This window comes from Sporosarcina sp. QA0331, from assembly GCF_055808055.1.
On sequence record NZ_CM147850.1, the window covers coordinates 3,412,501 to 3,427,241 of the forward strand.

Annotated in this window: 16 protein-coding genes, 6 tRNA genes and 1 rRNA gene (1 of these 23 running past the window's edge); 1 reads left to right on the forward strand and 22 read right to left on the reverse strand. The window is 46.4% G+C overall.

Going from position 1 to position 14,741, the window contains the following annotated elements:
- The 22 genes from AC0L13_RS17245 to acpS all read right to left on the reverse strand — a co-directional run.
- Positions 1 to 671, reverse strand: a 16S ribosomal RNA gene (locus tag AC0L13_RS17245) (it extends 881 nt beyond the left edge of the window).
- Between the two features lie 223 nt (positions 672 to 894).
- Positions 895 to 968: transfer RNA gene (locus AC0L13_RS17250), tRNA-Gly, on the reverse strand.
- A gap of 10 nt (positions 969 to 978) precedes the next feature.
- Positions 979 to 1,055 (reverse strand) — tRNA-Arg (locus AC0L13_RS17255).
- Positions 1,056 to 1,077: 22 nt separating this feature from the next.
- Positions 1,078 to 1,164 (reverse strand) — tRNA-Leu (locus AC0L13_RS17260).
- Positions 1,165 to 1,229: 65 nt separating this feature from the next.
- Positions 1,230 to 1,305: transfer RNA gene (locus AC0L13_RS17265), tRNA-Lys, on the reverse strand.
- 189 nt (positions 1,306 to 1,494) lie between these two features.
- Positions 1,495 to 1,569, reverse strand: a tRNA-Gln gene (locus tag AC0L13_RS17270).
- 104 nt (positions 1,570 to 1,673) lie between these two features.
- Positions 1,674 to 1,748 (reverse strand) — tRNA-Glu (locus AC0L13_RS17275).
- A gap of 617 nt (positions 1,749 to 2,365) precedes the next feature.
- Positions 2,366 to 2,821 (reverse strand): SprT family protein, encoded by a 456-nt coding sequence (locus AC0L13_RS17280; RefSeq protein WP_473641775.1) that lies wholly within the window; start codon positions 2,819 to 2,821, stop codon positions 2,366 to 2,368.
- A 21-nt stretch (positions 2,822 to 2,842) separates the two neighbouring features.
- On the reverse strand, positions 2,843 to 5,002 hold the full coding sequence (locus AC0L13_RS17285) for a Tex family protein (protein ID WP_473641777.1): 2,160 nt from the start codon (positions 5,000 to 5,002) through the stop codon (positions 2,843 to 2,845).
- A 272-nt stretch (positions 5,003 to 5,274) separates the two neighbouring features.
- A complete protein-coding gene (locus AC0L13_RS17290) occupies positions 5,275 to 5,865 on the reverse strand; it encodes a PP2C family serine/threonine-protein phosphatase (RefSeq protein WP_473647098.1) in 591 nt (196 codons plus the stop codon).
- A gap of 5 nt (positions 5,866 to 5,870) precedes the next feature.
- Positions 5,871 to 6,656: an RNA polymerase sigma factor SigB gene (gene sigB, locus AC0L13_RS17295; protein ID WP_473641779.1), complete on the reverse strand. Its 786-nt coding sequence runs from the start codon at positions 6,654 to 6,656 to the stop codon at positions 5,871 to 5,873.
- Positions 6,631 to 7,104 carry an anti-sigma B factor RsbW gene (gene rsbW, locus AC0L13_RS17300; RefSeq protein WP_440499193.1) on the reverse strand — a complete coding sequence of 158 codons (474 nt, stop codon included), beginning with the start codon at positions 7,102 to 7,104 and terminating at the stop codon, positions 6,631 to 6,633. Before rsbW ends, sigB begins: the two co-directional genes overlap by 26 nt.
- A complete protein-coding gene (locus tag AC0L13_RS17305) occupies positions 7,091 to 7,432 on the reverse strand; it encodes an anti-sigma factor antagonist (RefSeq protein ID WP_473641781.1) in 342 nt (113 codons plus the stop codon). Before AC0L13_RS17305 ends, rsbW begins: the two co-directional genes overlap by 14 nt.
- A gap of 71 nt (positions 7,433 to 7,503) precedes the next feature.
- Positions 7,504 to 8,514: a SpoIIE family protein phosphatase gene (locus AC0L13_RS17310; protein WP_473641783.1), complete on the reverse strand. Its 1,011-nt coding sequence runs from the start codon at positions 8,512 to 8,514 to the stop codon at positions 7,504 to 7,506.
- A 14-nt stretch (positions 8,515 to 8,528) separates the two neighbouring features.
- Positions 8,529 to 8,930, reverse strand: a complete 402-nt coding sequence (locus AC0L13_RS17315; protein WP_473641786.1) for an anti-sigma regulatory factor — start codon at positions 8,928 to 8,930, stop codon at positions 8,529 to 8,531.
- Between the two features lie 2 nt (positions 8,931 to 8,932).
- Positions 8,933 to 9,295, reverse strand: a complete 363-nt coding sequence (locus AC0L13_RS17320) for an STAS domain-containing protein (RefSeq protein ID WP_060205888.1) — start codon at positions 9,293 to 9,295, stop codon at positions 8,933 to 8,935.
- A complete protein-coding gene (locus AC0L13_RS17325) occupies positions 9,292 to 10,122 on the reverse strand; it encodes an RsbT co-antagonist protein RsbRA (protein ID WP_473641789.1) in 831 nt (276 codons plus the stop codon). Before AC0L13_RS17325 ends, AC0L13_RS17320 begins: the two co-directional genes overlap by 4 nt.
- Before the next feature lie 327 nt (positions 10,123 to 10,449).
- Complete coding sequence (locus tag AC0L13_RS17330) at positions 10,450 to 10,800, reverse strand: type II toxin-antitoxin system PemK/MazF family toxin (protein ID WP_060205884.1); 351 nt, start codon at positions 10,798 to 10,800, stop codon at positions 10,450 to 10,452.
- A gap of 4 nt (positions 10,801 to 10,804) precedes the next feature.
- Positions 10,805 to 11,071: a transcriptional regulator gene (locus tag AC0L13_RS17335; RefSeq protein ID WP_473641791.1), complete on the reverse strand. Its 267-nt coding sequence runs from the start codon at positions 11,069 to 11,071 to the stop codon at positions 10,805 to 10,807.
- A 171-nt stretch (positions 11,072 to 11,242) separates the two neighbouring features.
- Positions 11,243 to 12,349, reverse strand: a complete 1,107-nt coding sequence (gene alr / locus AC0L13_RS17340; RefSeq protein WP_473641793.1) for an alanine racemase — start codon at positions 12,347 to 12,349, stop codon at positions 11,243 to 11,245.
- Positions 12,350 to 12,422: 73 nt separating this feature from the next.
- Entirely contained in the window at positions 12,423 to 13,424 is a 1,002-nt protein-coding gene (locus tag AC0L13_RS17345) for a LolA family protein (RefSeq protein WP_473641795.1), read from the reverse strand.
- An 87-nt stretch (positions 13,425 to 13,511) separates the two neighbouring features.
- Positions 13,512 to 13,865: a holo-ACP synthase gene (acpS, locus tag AC0L13_RS17350; protein ID WP_473647101.1), complete on the reverse strand. Its 354-nt coding sequence runs from the start codon at positions 13,863 to 13,865 to the stop codon at positions 13,512 to 13,514.
- A 97-nt stretch (positions 13,866 to 13,962) separates the two neighbouring features.
- Here acpS and AC0L13_RS17355 point away from each other — a divergent pair, with 97 nt between their 5' ends.
- A complete protein-coding gene (locus AC0L13_RS17355) occupies positions 13,963 to 14,565 on the forward strand; it encodes a rhomboid family intramembrane serine protease (protein ID WP_473641797.1) in 603 nt (200 codons plus the stop codon).
- Positions 14,566 to 14,741 lie beyond the last annotated feature (176 nt).

Genomic DNA, 14,741 nt, shown 5'->3' on the forward strand with positions numbered 1-14,741 from the left:
TCTTCTGTACTCAAGTCCTCCAGTTTCCAATGACCCTCCACGGTTGAGCCGTGGGCTTTCACATCAGACTTAAAGGACCGCCTGCGCGCGCTTTACGCCCAATAATTCCGGACAACGCTTGCCACCTACGTATTACCGCGGCTGCTGGCACGTAGTTAGCCGTGGCTTTCTGACGAGGTACCGTCAAGGTACGGGCAGTTACTCCCGTACTTGTTCTTCCCTCGCAACAGAGCTTTACGATCCGAAAACCTTCTTCGCTCACGCGGCGTTGCTCCATCAGACTTTCGTCCATTGTGGAAGATTCCCTACTGCTGCCTCCCGTAGGAGTCTGGGCCGTGTCTCAGTCCCAGTGTGGCCGATCACCCTCTCAGGTCGGCTACGCATCGTCGCCTTGGTAGGCCGTTACCCCACCAACTAGCTAATGCGCCGCGGGCCCATCCTGCAGTGACAGCCGAAACCGTCTTTCAGAGTTCTTCCATGCGGAAGAACCGATTATTCGGTATTAGCCCCGGTTTCCCGGAGTTATCCCCATCTGCAGGGCAGGTTGCCCACGTGTTACTCACCCGTCCGCCGCTAATATCAGGGAGCAAGCTCCCTTCAATCCGCTCGACTTGCATGTATTAGGCACGCCGCCAGCGTTCGTCCTGAGCCAGGATCAAACTCTCCATAATAGAGAAATTCGAGTAGCTCGAGTTTCTTGCTGGCATCATTTAAGATGTCAATTTTGAATCCGAAGATTCGTTTTGTCTCTTCGCCGACGGGGTCGGCTATGAGACTTTATTTGTTGACGTTTTGCTGTTCAGTTTTCAAGGTTCATTTTGTCGCCATCTTTTAGCGACTTTCCTAATATAACACATTCTCTCAAACGCGTCAAGCGTTTTTTAAAAGAATAATTGGAGCGGGTGAAGGGAATCGAACCCTCATCATCAGCTTGGAAGGCTGAGGTTTTACCACTAAACTACACCCGCGTATAAAATTTGGCGCGCCCGACAGGAGTCGAACCCATAACCTTCTGATCCGTAGTCAGACGCTCTATCCAATTGAGCTACGGGCGCTCGGTTTTTTAAATATGGAATTTGGTGCGGTAAAGAGGACTTGAACCTCCACGGGGTTAACCCCCACTAGGCCCTCAACCTAGCGCGTCTGCCATTCCGCCACTACCGCATTATTTGCGACACACTCTATTATACAACTCTCAGTGAGAATGTCAATAGTTTTTTAAAAGAAAATGGTGAGCCATGCAGGATTCGAACCTGCGACCCTCTGATTAAAAGTCAGATGCTCTACCAACTGAGCTAATGGCTCGTGCTTGTTGTAATGTCTTGTTGTTAAGGAATGAGATCCTTTTATATGAAGACTTGAATTGCTTTAGCGTTAAAACCGTCAATCCGCAATGTGATTAAGATGGATTGCTTTGGGTATTAAAACCGATTTGCTCCAAATGCCAAAGGCGTTTCTCGCAAAACTTTTTAATCGCGAAGCGCTTAAAAAGTTTGGCTGGGGTAGCTGGATTCGAACCAACGAATGACGGAGTCAAAGTCCGTTGCCTTACCGCTTGGCTATACCCCAACGATTTAATTAATCTCCATGATCTTCGCATTGTAAATCGAGGCGCTTATTTCGTTTACCCTTTTTACTATGAACATAAACATGGAAGTTATACATAAAAAAGTTGGTGACCCCTACGGGATTCGAACCCGTGTTACCGCCGTGAAAGGGCGGTGTCTTAACCGCTTGACCAAGGGGCCCCTATATTAATTCGAGTAGGAAGTTCAATTTGTTTTAATGCCATTCCCTAATCGACTTTTCCTATTATAGACACTCATTATCCATTCGTCAACAGTTTTAATGAATTTTTTTTTAAAAGTCGAGAAAAAGCGCTTGCCTACTATGTTTTCTTCACCTCTCAGTATGCTTTAATGGTCTATTGTAAGCGTATTAACATTTTTCCCGAGACGAAATACTCTTCTTCTTAGTCACTATCGTCTTGATTGGACAGCAAAAACGCATAAATGATGTAAACGACGCATAAATCCATAAATAAGCGCATAAGTTCTCCGAAGAAGCATAAATCTACGGAAAAACGCATATAGGCAAAAAAGAGCGCATAATCTCATACAAATACGCATAAAAGGTTTTTGCGTGTTTGAAAACATTTATGCGCAACTCGCAGACGTTATGCGTATGTATACCGATTTATGCGTGTTTCACTAGTTTTATGCGCATGAAAGTAAAGTTATGCGTCACTCGCCTGTTTTATGCGTGGTTAAATGAACTTATGCGACGTTCCCTCAATTTATGCGCGTGGGCGGCAACATCAATATGGAAAAGGCAGCTGTCGATCATTCACGCCGACAGCTGCCTTTCAATTTTGAACGAGTACAATCTCGCTGGCACATTTACCGCAACGATATTTCCGTACGTCGATTCTTTTTCTACGTCTGTATTCAAGACGGCAAGATTTGCATTCATATAGATAGATCTTTTTAGATTTGCTGGCAGCCTTCCCTAGTGGCTTGCAATATCTTGGCGAGCCGGTTTCCTTTAATAGTCTTTTAAAGTCCGCGTCTCCATGGCGATATCCTTTTCCTTCTTGGTGCAGATGGTAATGACATAGCTCATGTTTAATAATGCCGACGAGCTCTTCCCTATCGTAAAGTGCAAGAACAGCAGGGTTGATTTCGATGGAGCCGTCGAGCAATTTATAGCGCCCGCCCGTCGTTCGAAGACGGGCGTTGAATCGGGCTTCGTGTTTGAATGGTTTTCCGAATGCTTCTATAGATAGTTGTTGGACGAGTTGCTGCAATTCACTTTGAGTCATGCACGTTTCCACGTTTGCGAATCAATTCCCTTTAGGCGGAATCATTGTCAACGAGATTCTGCCTTTGTTTTTATCTACAGCTTCCACCCAGACAGTTACGATGTCACCGGAAGCGACGACGTCTAGTGGATGTTTCACGAAGCCTTTTTTCAGTTTCGAAATATGGACGAGGCCGTCTTCGTGAACGCCGATATCGACGAATGCGCCGAAGTCGACAACATTCCGTACGGTTCCTTGCATTTCGAGTCCTTCATATAGATCTTTCATGTCGAGTACGTCTGCCTTTAAAATCGGTTGAGGATAGTCGTCCCGCGGATCTCGGTTCGGCCGCTTCAATGTGTCGATAATATCGCGCAATGTCACTTCGCCGATATCCAGCTTCTCTGCAAGTGACTTGATATCCAATGCGGATAAAGCATCGACCGCCTCATCTTTCCCTAATAAGCTTTTGTCCACTCCAGCTTCCGACAATACTTGTTCCGCGATAGCGTAGCTTTCAGGATGGAGACCCGTTGAATCGAAACGGTCTTTCGCTTCCGGTATACGAAGGAAGCCGATCGCTTGTTCATATGTCTTCGCACCAAGACGCGGAACTTTTTTCAGTTGGGTCCGTTTTTGGAAGAGCCCTTCTTCCTCACGCGCCTTGACGATGTTTTCTGCAACCGTCTTTGAAAGGCCTGCCACGTATTGCAGCAATGATGAGGAAGCGGTATTCACGTTCACGCCTACCCGGTTCACTGCAGTTTCAACGACGAACGACAAAGACTCGGACAATTTCTTCCGGGCGACGTCATGCTGGTATTGCCCAACACCAATCGATTCCGGATCGATTTTCACGAGTTCGGATAATGGATCCTGCAATCGCCTCGCAATGGAAACGGCGCTCCGCTGTTCTACCTGCAGATCAGGGAACTCTTCTCGCGCTTGAGCGGATGCCGAGTAGACACTCGCCCCTGCTTCATTGACGATGACGTATGCAACCGAATCCTTCGACTCCTTAATGCAATCCGCAATGAATTTCTCTGTTTCCCTCGATGCGGTTCCGTTACCGATCGCGATGATCGGAATATTATATTTCGCTAGTAGCGAAAGAATCGTTTTCTTAGAAGATTCCTTGTCCGCCTTTGGAGGATGAGGATAAATAACCGACACTTCGAGCATTTTCCCTGTTTCGTCAATGACCGCTAATTTACAGCCTGTCCTAAAAGCCGGGTCGACGCCTAACACCATTCTGCCTTTTAACGGTGGCTGTAATAGAAGGCTCTTCAAGTTTTCCGAGAAGACGTGGATTGCTTGAGCTTCCGCCTTTTCTGTCAGAGCTGTCCTGATCTCACGCTCGACAGATGGTGCAATCAGCCGTTTAAACGCATCTTCCGTCGCTTCTTTCACATGGACAGCGGATGGAGATTGTTGTTTTTTAATTAATTCACGTTCGAGGATGCCGACAATCCGCTCCGTCGGAAATGCTACGCCTACACGTAAAACTTCTTCTTTTTCACCGCGATTCAAAGCAAGCACACGGTGTGGAACGATTTTTTTCAACGGCTCCTCATATTCGTAGTACATTTCATATACGCCGCGTTCATCCTCGGCGCCTTTACGGAACACGGAAGCCATTTGTCCGTCCGACCATGCAAGTTTCCGCACGATTTCCCGGAGTGCCGCATCATCTGCGATTCGTTCTGCGATAATATCGCGCGCTCCCGCAAGTGCCTCTTCTACGGACGTAATATTCTTTTCTTCATTCACAAACGAAGCAGCAAAGTCTTCCGGATTTTCCGGACTGAACGCCATCAATTTGTCCGCCAGCGGTTCAAGCCCGCTTTCAATCGCAATCATCGCACGGGTGCGTCTTTTCTGCTTGTACGGCCTGTACAAGTCTTCAATCCGCTGCAAAACTGTGGCAGATTCGATGTCCTTCTTCAGCTCATCCGTTAATTTACCTTGCTCTTCGATTAGCCGAATGACCTCCTCTTTCCGCTGCTCCAGCCCTTTTTCATAATGGTACGCGTCCTCGATCGCTTTGATTTCTACTTCGTCGAGGGATCCGGTCGCTTCTTTCCGGTACCGCGCGATGAAAGGGACTGTATTGCCTTCGTCAAGAAGAGAGATGACATTCGCAGTTTGCTTCGTACTGATCGATGCTCTTTTCGCTGTTGCTGCTATTAGTTTATCCGTCATTCATTCCCACCCTTTCTTTCTTACTTTAAGTTTACCATTTAACTTTATTCAGCTGAAGTTCCAGCTGAATAAAGTTAAATGCCTCCGGCGGATGTCACGGATTTTTAGAGGAATTTGGAAGGCGACCTAAGTGCGCGACATCGTGTCGCAACGGTCGCATGACCTACTTCCTGTAGGCCTCAAGCTCGATAAAAATCCGGACGCAATTACGCCAAGGCGTAATTGATTGTTGTACTTACTCCATTCCTGCCCATGAAAAAACCTGCTTCAACTTACTGAAGCAGGCTGCCGGCGATAAATGTGGCGTCGTCGCCGGATTGTGCGGATTCTTTTACGATGTTGTACAAGTCATAGGCGTTGGAGCTTTGCTTCATGCTTGCTTTCGGGCTATTCAGCGTAACTCCATCCGAATGAAGGAAAAATAAATCGCCTATGTCGTACTTATATTTTTGCGTGTTCATTTTTTGCGGTCTTCCTGAAAGATACCCCATGACAGGCAGAGGATATATCATCTTGTCGCAGCCGTGTAGAATATACAGCCTGACGTTTCCGACACAGCTGTATTCAATCGTGCCTTCCTTATAATTCACGCGCACGATTGCTACGGCAGCACCACGCTTCTGCACCATATATTCATTGCAGCGGCTCAGCAGTTCATCGAGAGATTCATGATGATAACGCTCGAGGACATGAGGGATGACTTCCGCGGATTGTCTTGCGACTACACCGTTCCCCAAACCATCAGCAATGGCGCAAATGAAGTACTCTTTTTCGGAATGGATGTAATACGTATCCCCCGATTCAATATTGCCATGCTTCGCTGCATTATAGACATACGCCTCTACATGATCATTTTTGAACATCTCCACTACGATGCACCACCGGCAGCCACTATAGCTTCTTGAAGTTTCTTAATCGCTTTCCGTTGCAGTCTTGAAACATGCATTTGCGAAATACCGAGACGTTCTCCCGCTTCTTTTTGGCTCAGCTGCTCGATATATGTATATTGGATGATCTGCTTTTCGCGTTCCGACAACACATTGAGCGCATTAGCCACTACGAGTCGATGGTCAGTTCGCTCAAATCCGTCATCCGATTCACCAATAATATCGAACAAGGTGACTGTGCCGCCTTCCGAATCGGCTTCCAGCGTATGGTCCATCGAAAGAGCTTGGTAGCTCCTACCCATTTCCATCGCTTCAAGGACCAATTCTTCATCAGTACCCAAGTATTCCGCTATTTCACTTACGAGGGGCGAACGTTGCATTTCAATCGTCAACGCTTCGACCGCGGCCTTGATTTTCGGGCCGAGCTCCTTAATGCGCCTAGGCACATGTACTGCCCATGTTTTATCGCGCAAGAATCGTTTGATCTCCCCGACAATCGTCGGTACGGCAAAAGCTTCAAAGCTGCGTCCGAGTTCCGGATCATATCGGCGGATCGCTCCGAGAAGCCCGAGCATGCCGACTTGGACGATATCTTCATGATACGGTTTCCCGTTTGAATATTTCCTGGCGATGGAATGGACGAGCCGTTCATAATGAAGGACGAGATTCGTCTGCGCTTCATCATCATTCGTCTCTTGGTATTGCCTGATCCATTCCAACACCTGTTCTTTCGTATCTGGCTTATGAGTTGGCTGTTCGTTTGACATCTTCTTCGCCCCGCTCTCTGCCGAGATATTTGGTCATAAAGACCGTCACGCCCTCCTCATGATGAAATTTCACTTCATCCATGAGCGTCTCCATCAAATAAAGCCCAAGTCCCCCTTCGCGGAGGAAACGAGCATCTGATGTGTCGCTATATGGTCCGATATGTTTTTTTGTTTCTTCAAAGTCGAAACTCGCTCCGTGATCTGCAATCATGATTTCCAACCGTTCTTCATACAAGGCGCATCCGACAACGACTTCTCCCTCTTCATCCTCGCCGTAAGCATGCTGGACAGCGTTCGTGATTGCTTCACTTGAAGCGATCTTCAAGTCTTCGATGTCATCGTATGTAAACCCGAGCCGGCTTGCGATCCCTGAAATCATCAATCTTGCAACACCAACGTATTGGGCCTTTGCAGGTATTTTGATTTCTATATAATCATAATGTTGCATTATTGTCCTCACTTTCCTTCTGTTCAATATCGATAATTTCATTCAGACCGGTAATTTCAAATAGGCGGTTCAAACGTTTGTTTAAGCCCGTTATCTTTACATGTCCGCCATTTGCGGAAACGGCCTTATAAAAACCGACGAAAACACCAAGGCCTGTACTGTCCATATAGTCCACTTCGGATAGATCCAGCTCAGCCTGCAATCCTTGAACATTTTCCACGGCAGCCAGACGTTCTCTCAGCACAGGTGCCGTGAATGCATCTATTTCTCCGACAACCTTGAAGTATTGAACACTATTTTCTTCTAGTAACTCAACTTGTAAATTCATTTCTGCACCCCGACTCTCGATTTTTGTGTTGGATAATACACTACATCCTTTCATACCCGCCACCGCAAAAATTAAACCTGTTCTGGCTCTTTTTTAAAAATAACAATCGTGAAGTCGTCGCTAAGTAGATAGTTTTGTAAGTCAGAAAGAGTGTGATAGACATGCTCCGCAATTTTCTGGGCCGATTGATCTTTCACTTCATGAAGAAGATCTTGAATTGTATTTATGTCAATGAAACCTTCTTCAGTTCTTGTTTCTGTAACGCCGTCCGTCATCATTGCAATGAAGTCCCCGTCGTTAAGCACTACCGAATGCTCTTCATATCGAGCATCCGGTTTGACGCCGAGAAGAAGACCTTTTGCATCTAATTCCGAAAACACATCTGTTCTGGAATCGAAATGCAATGCCGGTTCATGTCCAGCAGAAGCATACGAGAACGTCGTATCCTCGGAATTATATTTGCCGTAAAACATGGAAATGAACATCGAGTCGTCAACACTTTTCTCGACAATTCGATTAATGATGCCCAGCACATTTCGGGGACTCGTATTTTCATCAGGTAAGCCGTCCATGCCGAATTTAATCATAGACATGCATAATGCAGCAGGAATCCCTTTACCGATCACATCTGCTACGGCAACGCCAGATTCATGCTCCTTATTAAGGAAATAAACATAGTCCCCATTCATCTGTTTCGCTGGCTGCGAAACATACCCGACGTCCAGCCCGTTGACGCTTGGCATCTTCGTTTTTAACAAAGTGTCTTGCACTTTCGTCGCGACGTTCATCTCCATTTGGATCGCTTCCTGTTTACGAATGAGGCTTTGATGCTCACGCAATGTAAGCCCGTAGTGGATCATCATTTCGATCAGGAAGTCCAGTGAATCCCACACTTCGTTTCGCAATTGAGGATGAAGCTCGAGTAATGCATTTTTGTGTATGCTTATAACATCTTCAGGCGCAATCTCTTTTTCAATGAACCGCCTGCTAAATTGTTGCCCTACATAGAGATCCTCTTCGCTATGGCTCTCCAAATATTTCTTCATTATTTCTTTATACTGCCTTCCGACTTCTTGTGGCATCCACTATCACCTCCTCAATGAAGCCATTTTGTTGTCGTAATAATCGTTCCCGCTCCAGGTTCCGAAACAACCTTGAACTCGTCCATAAGCCGCTTTACTCCCGGCATTCCTGCTCCGAGACCGCCCGAAGTTGAAAAGCCGTCTTCCATCACTTTACGCAAATCAGGAATTCCTGGTCCTTCATCGGAGGCGATGATCTTGATGCCGAATAACCCGCCCTCCGTTACTCTTTCAATCTCGATCTTCCCTTTTCCCGCATACAAATAAATATTCCTCGCCAATTCACTGATTGCGGTCGTGATACGAGCTTGGTCGACGGTCCCGAAACCGGCCTTCTTTGCTTCGTTACGCCCTAATTGCCTTGCAGCAACTATATCCCATTCCGTGATTATCTCTACAGAAGACCTAAAGTTCATTGTCAGGCCTCCAATTCTTTATAAAGTTTATCCAAACCGTTTTCCAAGTCTAGTGCTGTCATTACATTATTCAATCGAATCCCGAGCTCAATCAATGTAATGGCGACTGCTGGCTGAATGCCGGTAATTACAACTTTTGCGCCCATCAATCCTGTCATATTGATCACATCCCCCAATACTTTTGCGATGAAGGAATCAATGAAATCAATCGGTGTCAAGTCGATTACTACTCCGAGAGCCGCAGTCTCATGCATTTTATTTAATAGATCTTCCTGAAATTGAATGGCCGTCTGGTCATCCAATTCCCATTGGATTGAGACGATGAGGACTTCATTCAATTTCAAAATTGGTATACGTGCATTCAATTAGCTTCCACCTCCACGATTGCTCGATTCGTCATTCCCAAAGCAGCTTGCATTCCCCTTTGCAGTGTGCTTTTCGTCGTGAATTCATGTAAATCAATACCAAGGGCTACAATTGTCTGTGCGATTTCAGGTCGTATGCCGACAAGCATGCATTTCGCTCCGACTAAACGCACCGCTTCCGCCGCCTGGATGATATGATGCGCAACCATTGTATCCACGACCGGGACTCCAGTAATATCGAGCAGCACTACTTCAGCCCGCTGGCTCACTACGCCTTCCAAAAGGTTTTCCATAATCAACTTCGCGCGTTCTGTGTCGATCGTTCCGACTAAAGGCATGACTGAAATTTTGTCGAATACTGGAATCAAAGACGCCGACAGCTCCTGCAAAGCGATTTTTTGCAAGCTGACCGTTCTTTCCCATTCAGTTGAATATGCATCAATAATGCTTTCCCGCAATGGATTGATCCAATTTCTGAACAGGATGTTGAAAGGCTTCAGATTGCTATCGTTGATAATTCCTTTTTCTTCAAGAAAATCAAATACAACATCTGAAAAATTGTCGATCGCCTTATTCACAAACTTGATCGCCCAGCCGAACCGTACAACTTTCTCGGTGAAGTCGCTGATCCTTTCGGTATTTGCAGCGGGTGAATCAGTAATGTTGGAAGTCATGAGCTCTGCGAATTCTCGGCTCGTTTTTTCGACAAGATGGTCAGGCATAAAGTGGAAGAAACGTTCTCCCTTTTCTTCCTTCATCCTACTTACCCAACGGTCGATGATTTCATCCATATTCTGATTGATGCCTTCTATCATAATTTTATTCATTACGTCCAATTGCCTCCTCGCCAAAATGAAAATCCCATATTTCCATTGTACAGAAAAAAGTTGAATTGGACATCTATTTCAACTACGGTTGGAAAAACGCATAACATGGCGTAAAAGCTCATAAAACGTCGCATAAGTGCATAAGTCCTGAATTCGAAGCATAAATGGATAAAACGACGCATAAACGCAAAAACTAGCGCATAATTCGCCAAAACGACGCATAAAGCGCGTAATTTACGTATAACCCTGAAAGCGGCATACTCAAAATTACCTGCAAAACAAAAAACACTCCGGAAGTCGAGGTCCGCAGTGCTTTTACATATGTATTCAAAATTTAACTAACCCAAAGCTGATTTCTAACGCTTCGTCTACTTTTTCCATCAATGGTTCATCCAAATGGGTAATTTTATCCGTCAGTCTTGACTTGTCGATCGTGCGAACTTGCTCGAGCAGGATTACGGAATCCCGCTCGAACCCATATCGTTCCGCATCAATTTCAACATGTGTCGGCAATTTAGCCTTTTGGATTTGCGCAGTGATCGCTGCAACGATCACTGTTGGGCTGAACCGGTTGCCTATGTCGTTCTGGATGACCAGTACCGGTCTTGTCCCTCCCTGTTCGGAACCAACGACGGGTGACAGGTCTGCAAAAAAGACGTCCCCACGTTTTATTGCCAACTTTTCATCCTCCGCTTACGAGACGTTCCACCGTATGCTGGGCTTCGAGTTCCGCATGCAAGCATTCCTTTGCAATTCGTAAGTTGATTTGCGACATTTCAACGTAACCGATCATCATCGCTTCACGGATCGTATCCGCTTCATGATCAGTCATATTCCGCTTCGTTGAAACGTAAACGAATTCTCCACGCTCCGGCTCCTGATGGACGGCCGTATGTTCAATTTCATTCCCTTTAGATACTTTTACGATTTTTATGTTTTTTTCTCGCAATTCTAGCACCTCCGACAGACCCCGTTCCCTCGATCGATTCTATTCAAAATCTATCTTACCATTGAACTTCGACAATGAGAAGACAAAGAAGGATTTTTATTGACAAGAATCTTCAAATAAAGTGGTCTTTTGTCGAAAGTTGGAACAGTATACATCTTATCCATGTGAGGTTCAATATATTCTCGGAACACGTTTTCCAATTGTAACCGCAATTTCGTACGGGATTGTTCCGAGCCGGTCCGCCCATTCCTCCATCGTGATTTCTTCCTCGCCTTGTCGCCCGATCAATGTCACTTTCTCCCCGACAGGCAATTCACGAGGCAACTTCACCATGCATTGGTCCATGCAAATTGTTCCGACGATTGGCATCCGTTCGCCGGCAATCAGCACTTCCTGGTCGCGAAGCCCGCGTTTCAAGCCGTCCGCGTAACCGATCGGCAACGTGCCGATCCATTCATCCCGCTCTGTTACGTATGTTGCCCCATAGCTGATGCTGCTGCCCTTTTCAAGCTTTTTCACATAAGCCAATTCAGTTTCGAGCGTAAAAGCTTTCTTCAATTCAAACGGCAATTTCGTCCCAACGTAGGATGAAGGGGCGATGCCGTAAAGGCTGATGCCAAAACGGACGGCATCGAGTGCGTATTCCGGATAGAGCAAAGTGGCTGCACTATTCGAAGCATGAACGAGCGGGGGCCTTTGCGGGAATTTCTCCACCAATTCCATGAAACGGTTGAACTGCTCCTCCGTTTTTGCGGGGTCTTCCTCATCCGCACAGGCGAAATGGGTGAATGCTCCTTCAAGTCGGATAGCAGTCGTCCCTTCGATCACTTCAACAATTTCCCGAAGGGCGTTTTCATCCCGAAGACCGATGCGCCCCATGCCGGTGTCAATTTTCACATGGACGTTCAACGGACGACCTTCCCCCTCCACGATTCCTCCAGCTTCACGGAGCCATCCGGCATCCGAAACGGTAACATGGATTCCCAGTTCAGCGGCCGTTTCGGCAAACGTCACTGGAGACGGGCCCATCACGAGGATATCAGCAGTAATACCCCCATTACGCAAATGCAAGGCCTCGTCAGGAGTCGCTACCGACACCATCCGGGCCCCTGCTTCGATTGCAGCACGTGCCACTTCGACCTCCCCATGCCCATAGCCGTCTGCTTTCACGACGGCTATGACGGATGTATGGCTAGGCAAATATAGCTTCAAACTCTTAATATTCTCTTGTATCGCGTGTAAATTGACGATCGCTTTTGTAGGACGATAATGTTCCATTTGTATCCCTCGTTTTTCTCTTGATGCCTCTATTATCAATCCTCTACACTTTCTACGTCAAATTAATTACATCTTATTTTGAATCTTCGGGATGCATGGAAGACGCCACTTCTATTAATTCGTCAGGCGTCAATGTGGAGGATGCTACAAAGAAAGCTACTCCATCTTGCTCCCAACGGATCGAGTTAGCCGTCAATGCCGCCACTGCGAAGCCCAGGTCGACCGGATCCCCTTCGAGAGAGACTGGCAATTCATTGTCAGGAGTTTCCGCCGGCTCTTGTACGACTACGAATTCCTTGTCTGCGCCGCCGAATGTCATGAATGATCGAACCCCGTTTTCTGTTACAACCATTTCTTCTTCAACGACTGTACCTTCCCAATCCAAGTTTGGATAGTACTTCATCATTCCTGTTTGGCCATCTTCAGTCGATTGCGGTTTTTTCACAGGTTGCCCTTCCATATCGACTGCATAGTCAGAAGCCTTATGCTCTACGCCAAGTGTGATTTTATTGAACGTCACACGAATCTTTTCTTCCTTGTTTTCATCCATGACCGATACGTACTTCGGCAGCAATGTTTTCTTATCGATATGGATTTGCTGAGTCGGAAGGACTTTCTTATGGTTATTCCTTGATGCCGTTTCGAATATATACGTCTTATCCTTTTCTTGCATCGTAGAATTCTTATCCGCCTTGATATCGTCCGATAATGTTCCAATCAAGTACGGCATGCTGTTTTGCGTCGGCCAATCACTTTGGAACTTATACGTTTTTCCGAGTGACGGTGTGATGACAAAAACACCTTCTTCATTTCTGACGATCATTTGTGAATCTTGGCTACCCGCTTGTGAAACGTTGACTTTGTAAAAATCAGGCTTCGTGTGCCATACTGTTACGTCATACACTCTCGGTTCAGACCCCGTCTTAATTTCCATTGTCGCCTGCAATTCATACCCTTTCGTCTCGTTCCACTTCCCACTGAGCTTCTTCATGACATCCTCTTTAGACGGTGATCCACAAGCTGCTAGCAGTGTCATGATTGCAACTAGCAATAAAACAAAAATTCGGCTGCGCATACAGTTCATCCTTTCTCATTTCAATCGGGTAGGTCATCTTATGAGAGTGGACAGTCATTTATGCGAGCTTGTTCAATTTCAAAAACATTATTTCATCAAAATGACTTGTGCGGCAGCAACTGTATTCGTATGGGTAATGGAGACAAACCCCACCACTGCCTTGCCATTGAAGGACAACACCGGCTTCCCGGACGGCTCCGGGAGAATTTCAATTTGCTCGAATCGACAACTATTGCCGATTCCCGTTCCTCTCGCTTTCGCGAATGCCTCTTTCGCAGCAAACCGTCCGGCGAGAAATTCAACCTTCCGATGCGGCTGCAGTGATTCGTATAGCTCCAGCTCTTTTGAAGTCAGGATGCGCAGCCTGAATTTATCCGATCTTTCATCTAACATTGCAATCCTATCCAATTCCACAATATCCAATCCGATGCCTTTTATCATTATCTTCGTCCCTTTCATGTACTATTTCTGCTAGTAGTTCATACTTCTTATCCGAACATAAACTATGTATAATAAAACCAAAGGTCAGGTGAAATAAATGTTTATTCGAAGAGAGAACTTCTCCCAATATATCCGTTTATATCCGTTCGTAACCGCATTGCTTGCAATCAACATCCTCGTTTACATTGTTACGGGATTACCGATTCAAGGGAGCCGGTATTTGTATTATATGGGCGTCGGATACAATCCATTGATTTCCGAAGGTGAATGGTGGCGACTCGTCACGCCGATGTTTTTACACGCAGGCCTCATGCATCTATTGTTCAATATGTTTTCGTTGTTCATCTTCGGCCCCGAGCTTGAACGAGTTGCCGGCAAAGCGCGCTTCCTGACGATCTACTTGCTGTCAGGCATTTTCGCCAACATCGCCTCCTTCTTCCTTGGCGGTCCGGAGTTCTCGCATGTCGGGGCGAGCGGTGCGATATTCGGTATTTTCGGCGCATTCGGAGCACTCGTCTACTATACGAAAAACGCATTTCCTCAGCTGCGTCAAATTATGCTGCCAATCATCGTCATTAGCGTGATTATGACCTTCCTTCAGCCAGGCGTCAATGTCATCGGACATATCGCAGGCCTGATCGTCGGCTTCATCATCGGATTAAGCTATTTCCATCCGAAGAGGATCATTAGCTGGAGATAAACAAAAGCGGAGGGTGGCGGTTAACCGCGACAGGCATAAGACATTCAGGGGAAGGCAGTCTAAGATCGCCACTTCCTGTGGCAACGACTGCATACCCGCATCCATGCGGGCACGAAACGGCGCTCTTTGCCGTACAGCAGAGCTGACTTATGACCCGAGCGAATCGAACAGCGCAG

What these genes read in the sequence shown, in the direction of transcription:
- AC0L13_RS17355 (WP_473641797.1), top strand. Translation starts at nt 13,963, where the DNA reads ATGTTTATTCGAAGAGAGAACTTCTCCCAATATATCCGTTTATATCCG.
- AC0L13_RS17315 (WP_473641786.1), bottom strand. Translation starts at nt 8,930, where the DNA reads ATGAACTTTAGGTCTTCTGTAGAGATAATCACGGAATGGGATATAGTT.
- AC0L13_RS17285 (WP_473641777.1), bottom strand. Translation starts at nt 5,002, where the DNA reads ATGACGGATAAACTAATAGCAGCAACAGCGAAAAGAGCATCGATCAGT.
- alr (WP_473641793.1), bottom strand. Translation starts at nt 12,349, where the DNA reads ATGGAACATTATCGTCCTACAAAAGCGATCGTCAATTTACACGCGATA.
- rsbW (WP_440499193.1), bottom strand. Translation starts at nt 7,104, where the DNA reads ATGCAACATTATGATTATATAGAAATCAAAATACCTGCAAAGGCCCAA.
- AC0L13_RS17280 (WP_473641775.1), bottom strand. Translation starts at nt 2,821, where the DNA reads ATGACTCAAAGTGAATTGCAGCAACTCGTCCAACAACTATCTATAGAA.
- sigB (WP_473641779.1), bottom strand. Translation starts at nt 6,656, where the DNA reads ATGTCAAACGAACAGCCAACTCATAAGCCAGATACGAAAGAACAGGTG.
- AC0L13_RS17325 (WP_473641789.1), bottom strand. Translation starts at nt 10,122, where the DNA reads ATGAATAAAATTATGATAGAAGGCATCAATCAGAATATGGATGAAATC.
- AC0L13_RS17290 (WP_473647098.1), bottom strand. Translation starts at nt 5,865, where the DNA reads ATGTTCAAAAATGATCATGTAGAGGCGTATGTCTATAATGCAGCGAAG.
- AC0L13_RS17305 (WP_473641781.1), bottom strand. Translation starts at nt 7,432, where the DNA reads ATGAATTTACAAGTTGAGTTACTAGAAGAAAATAGTGTTCAATACTTC.
- AC0L13_RS17310 (WP_473641783.1), bottom strand. Translation starts at nt 8,514, where the DNA reads ATGCCACAAGAAGTCGGAAGGCAGTATAAAGAAATAATGAAGAAATAT.
- acpS (WP_473647101.1), bottom strand. Translation starts at nt 13,865, where the DNA reads ATGATAAAAGGCATCGGATTGGATATTGTGGAATTGGATAGGATTGCA.
- AC0L13_RS17345 (WP_473641795.1), bottom strand. Translation starts at nt 13,424, where the DNA reads ATGCGCAGCCGAATTTTTGTTTTATTGCTAGTTGCAATCATGACACTG.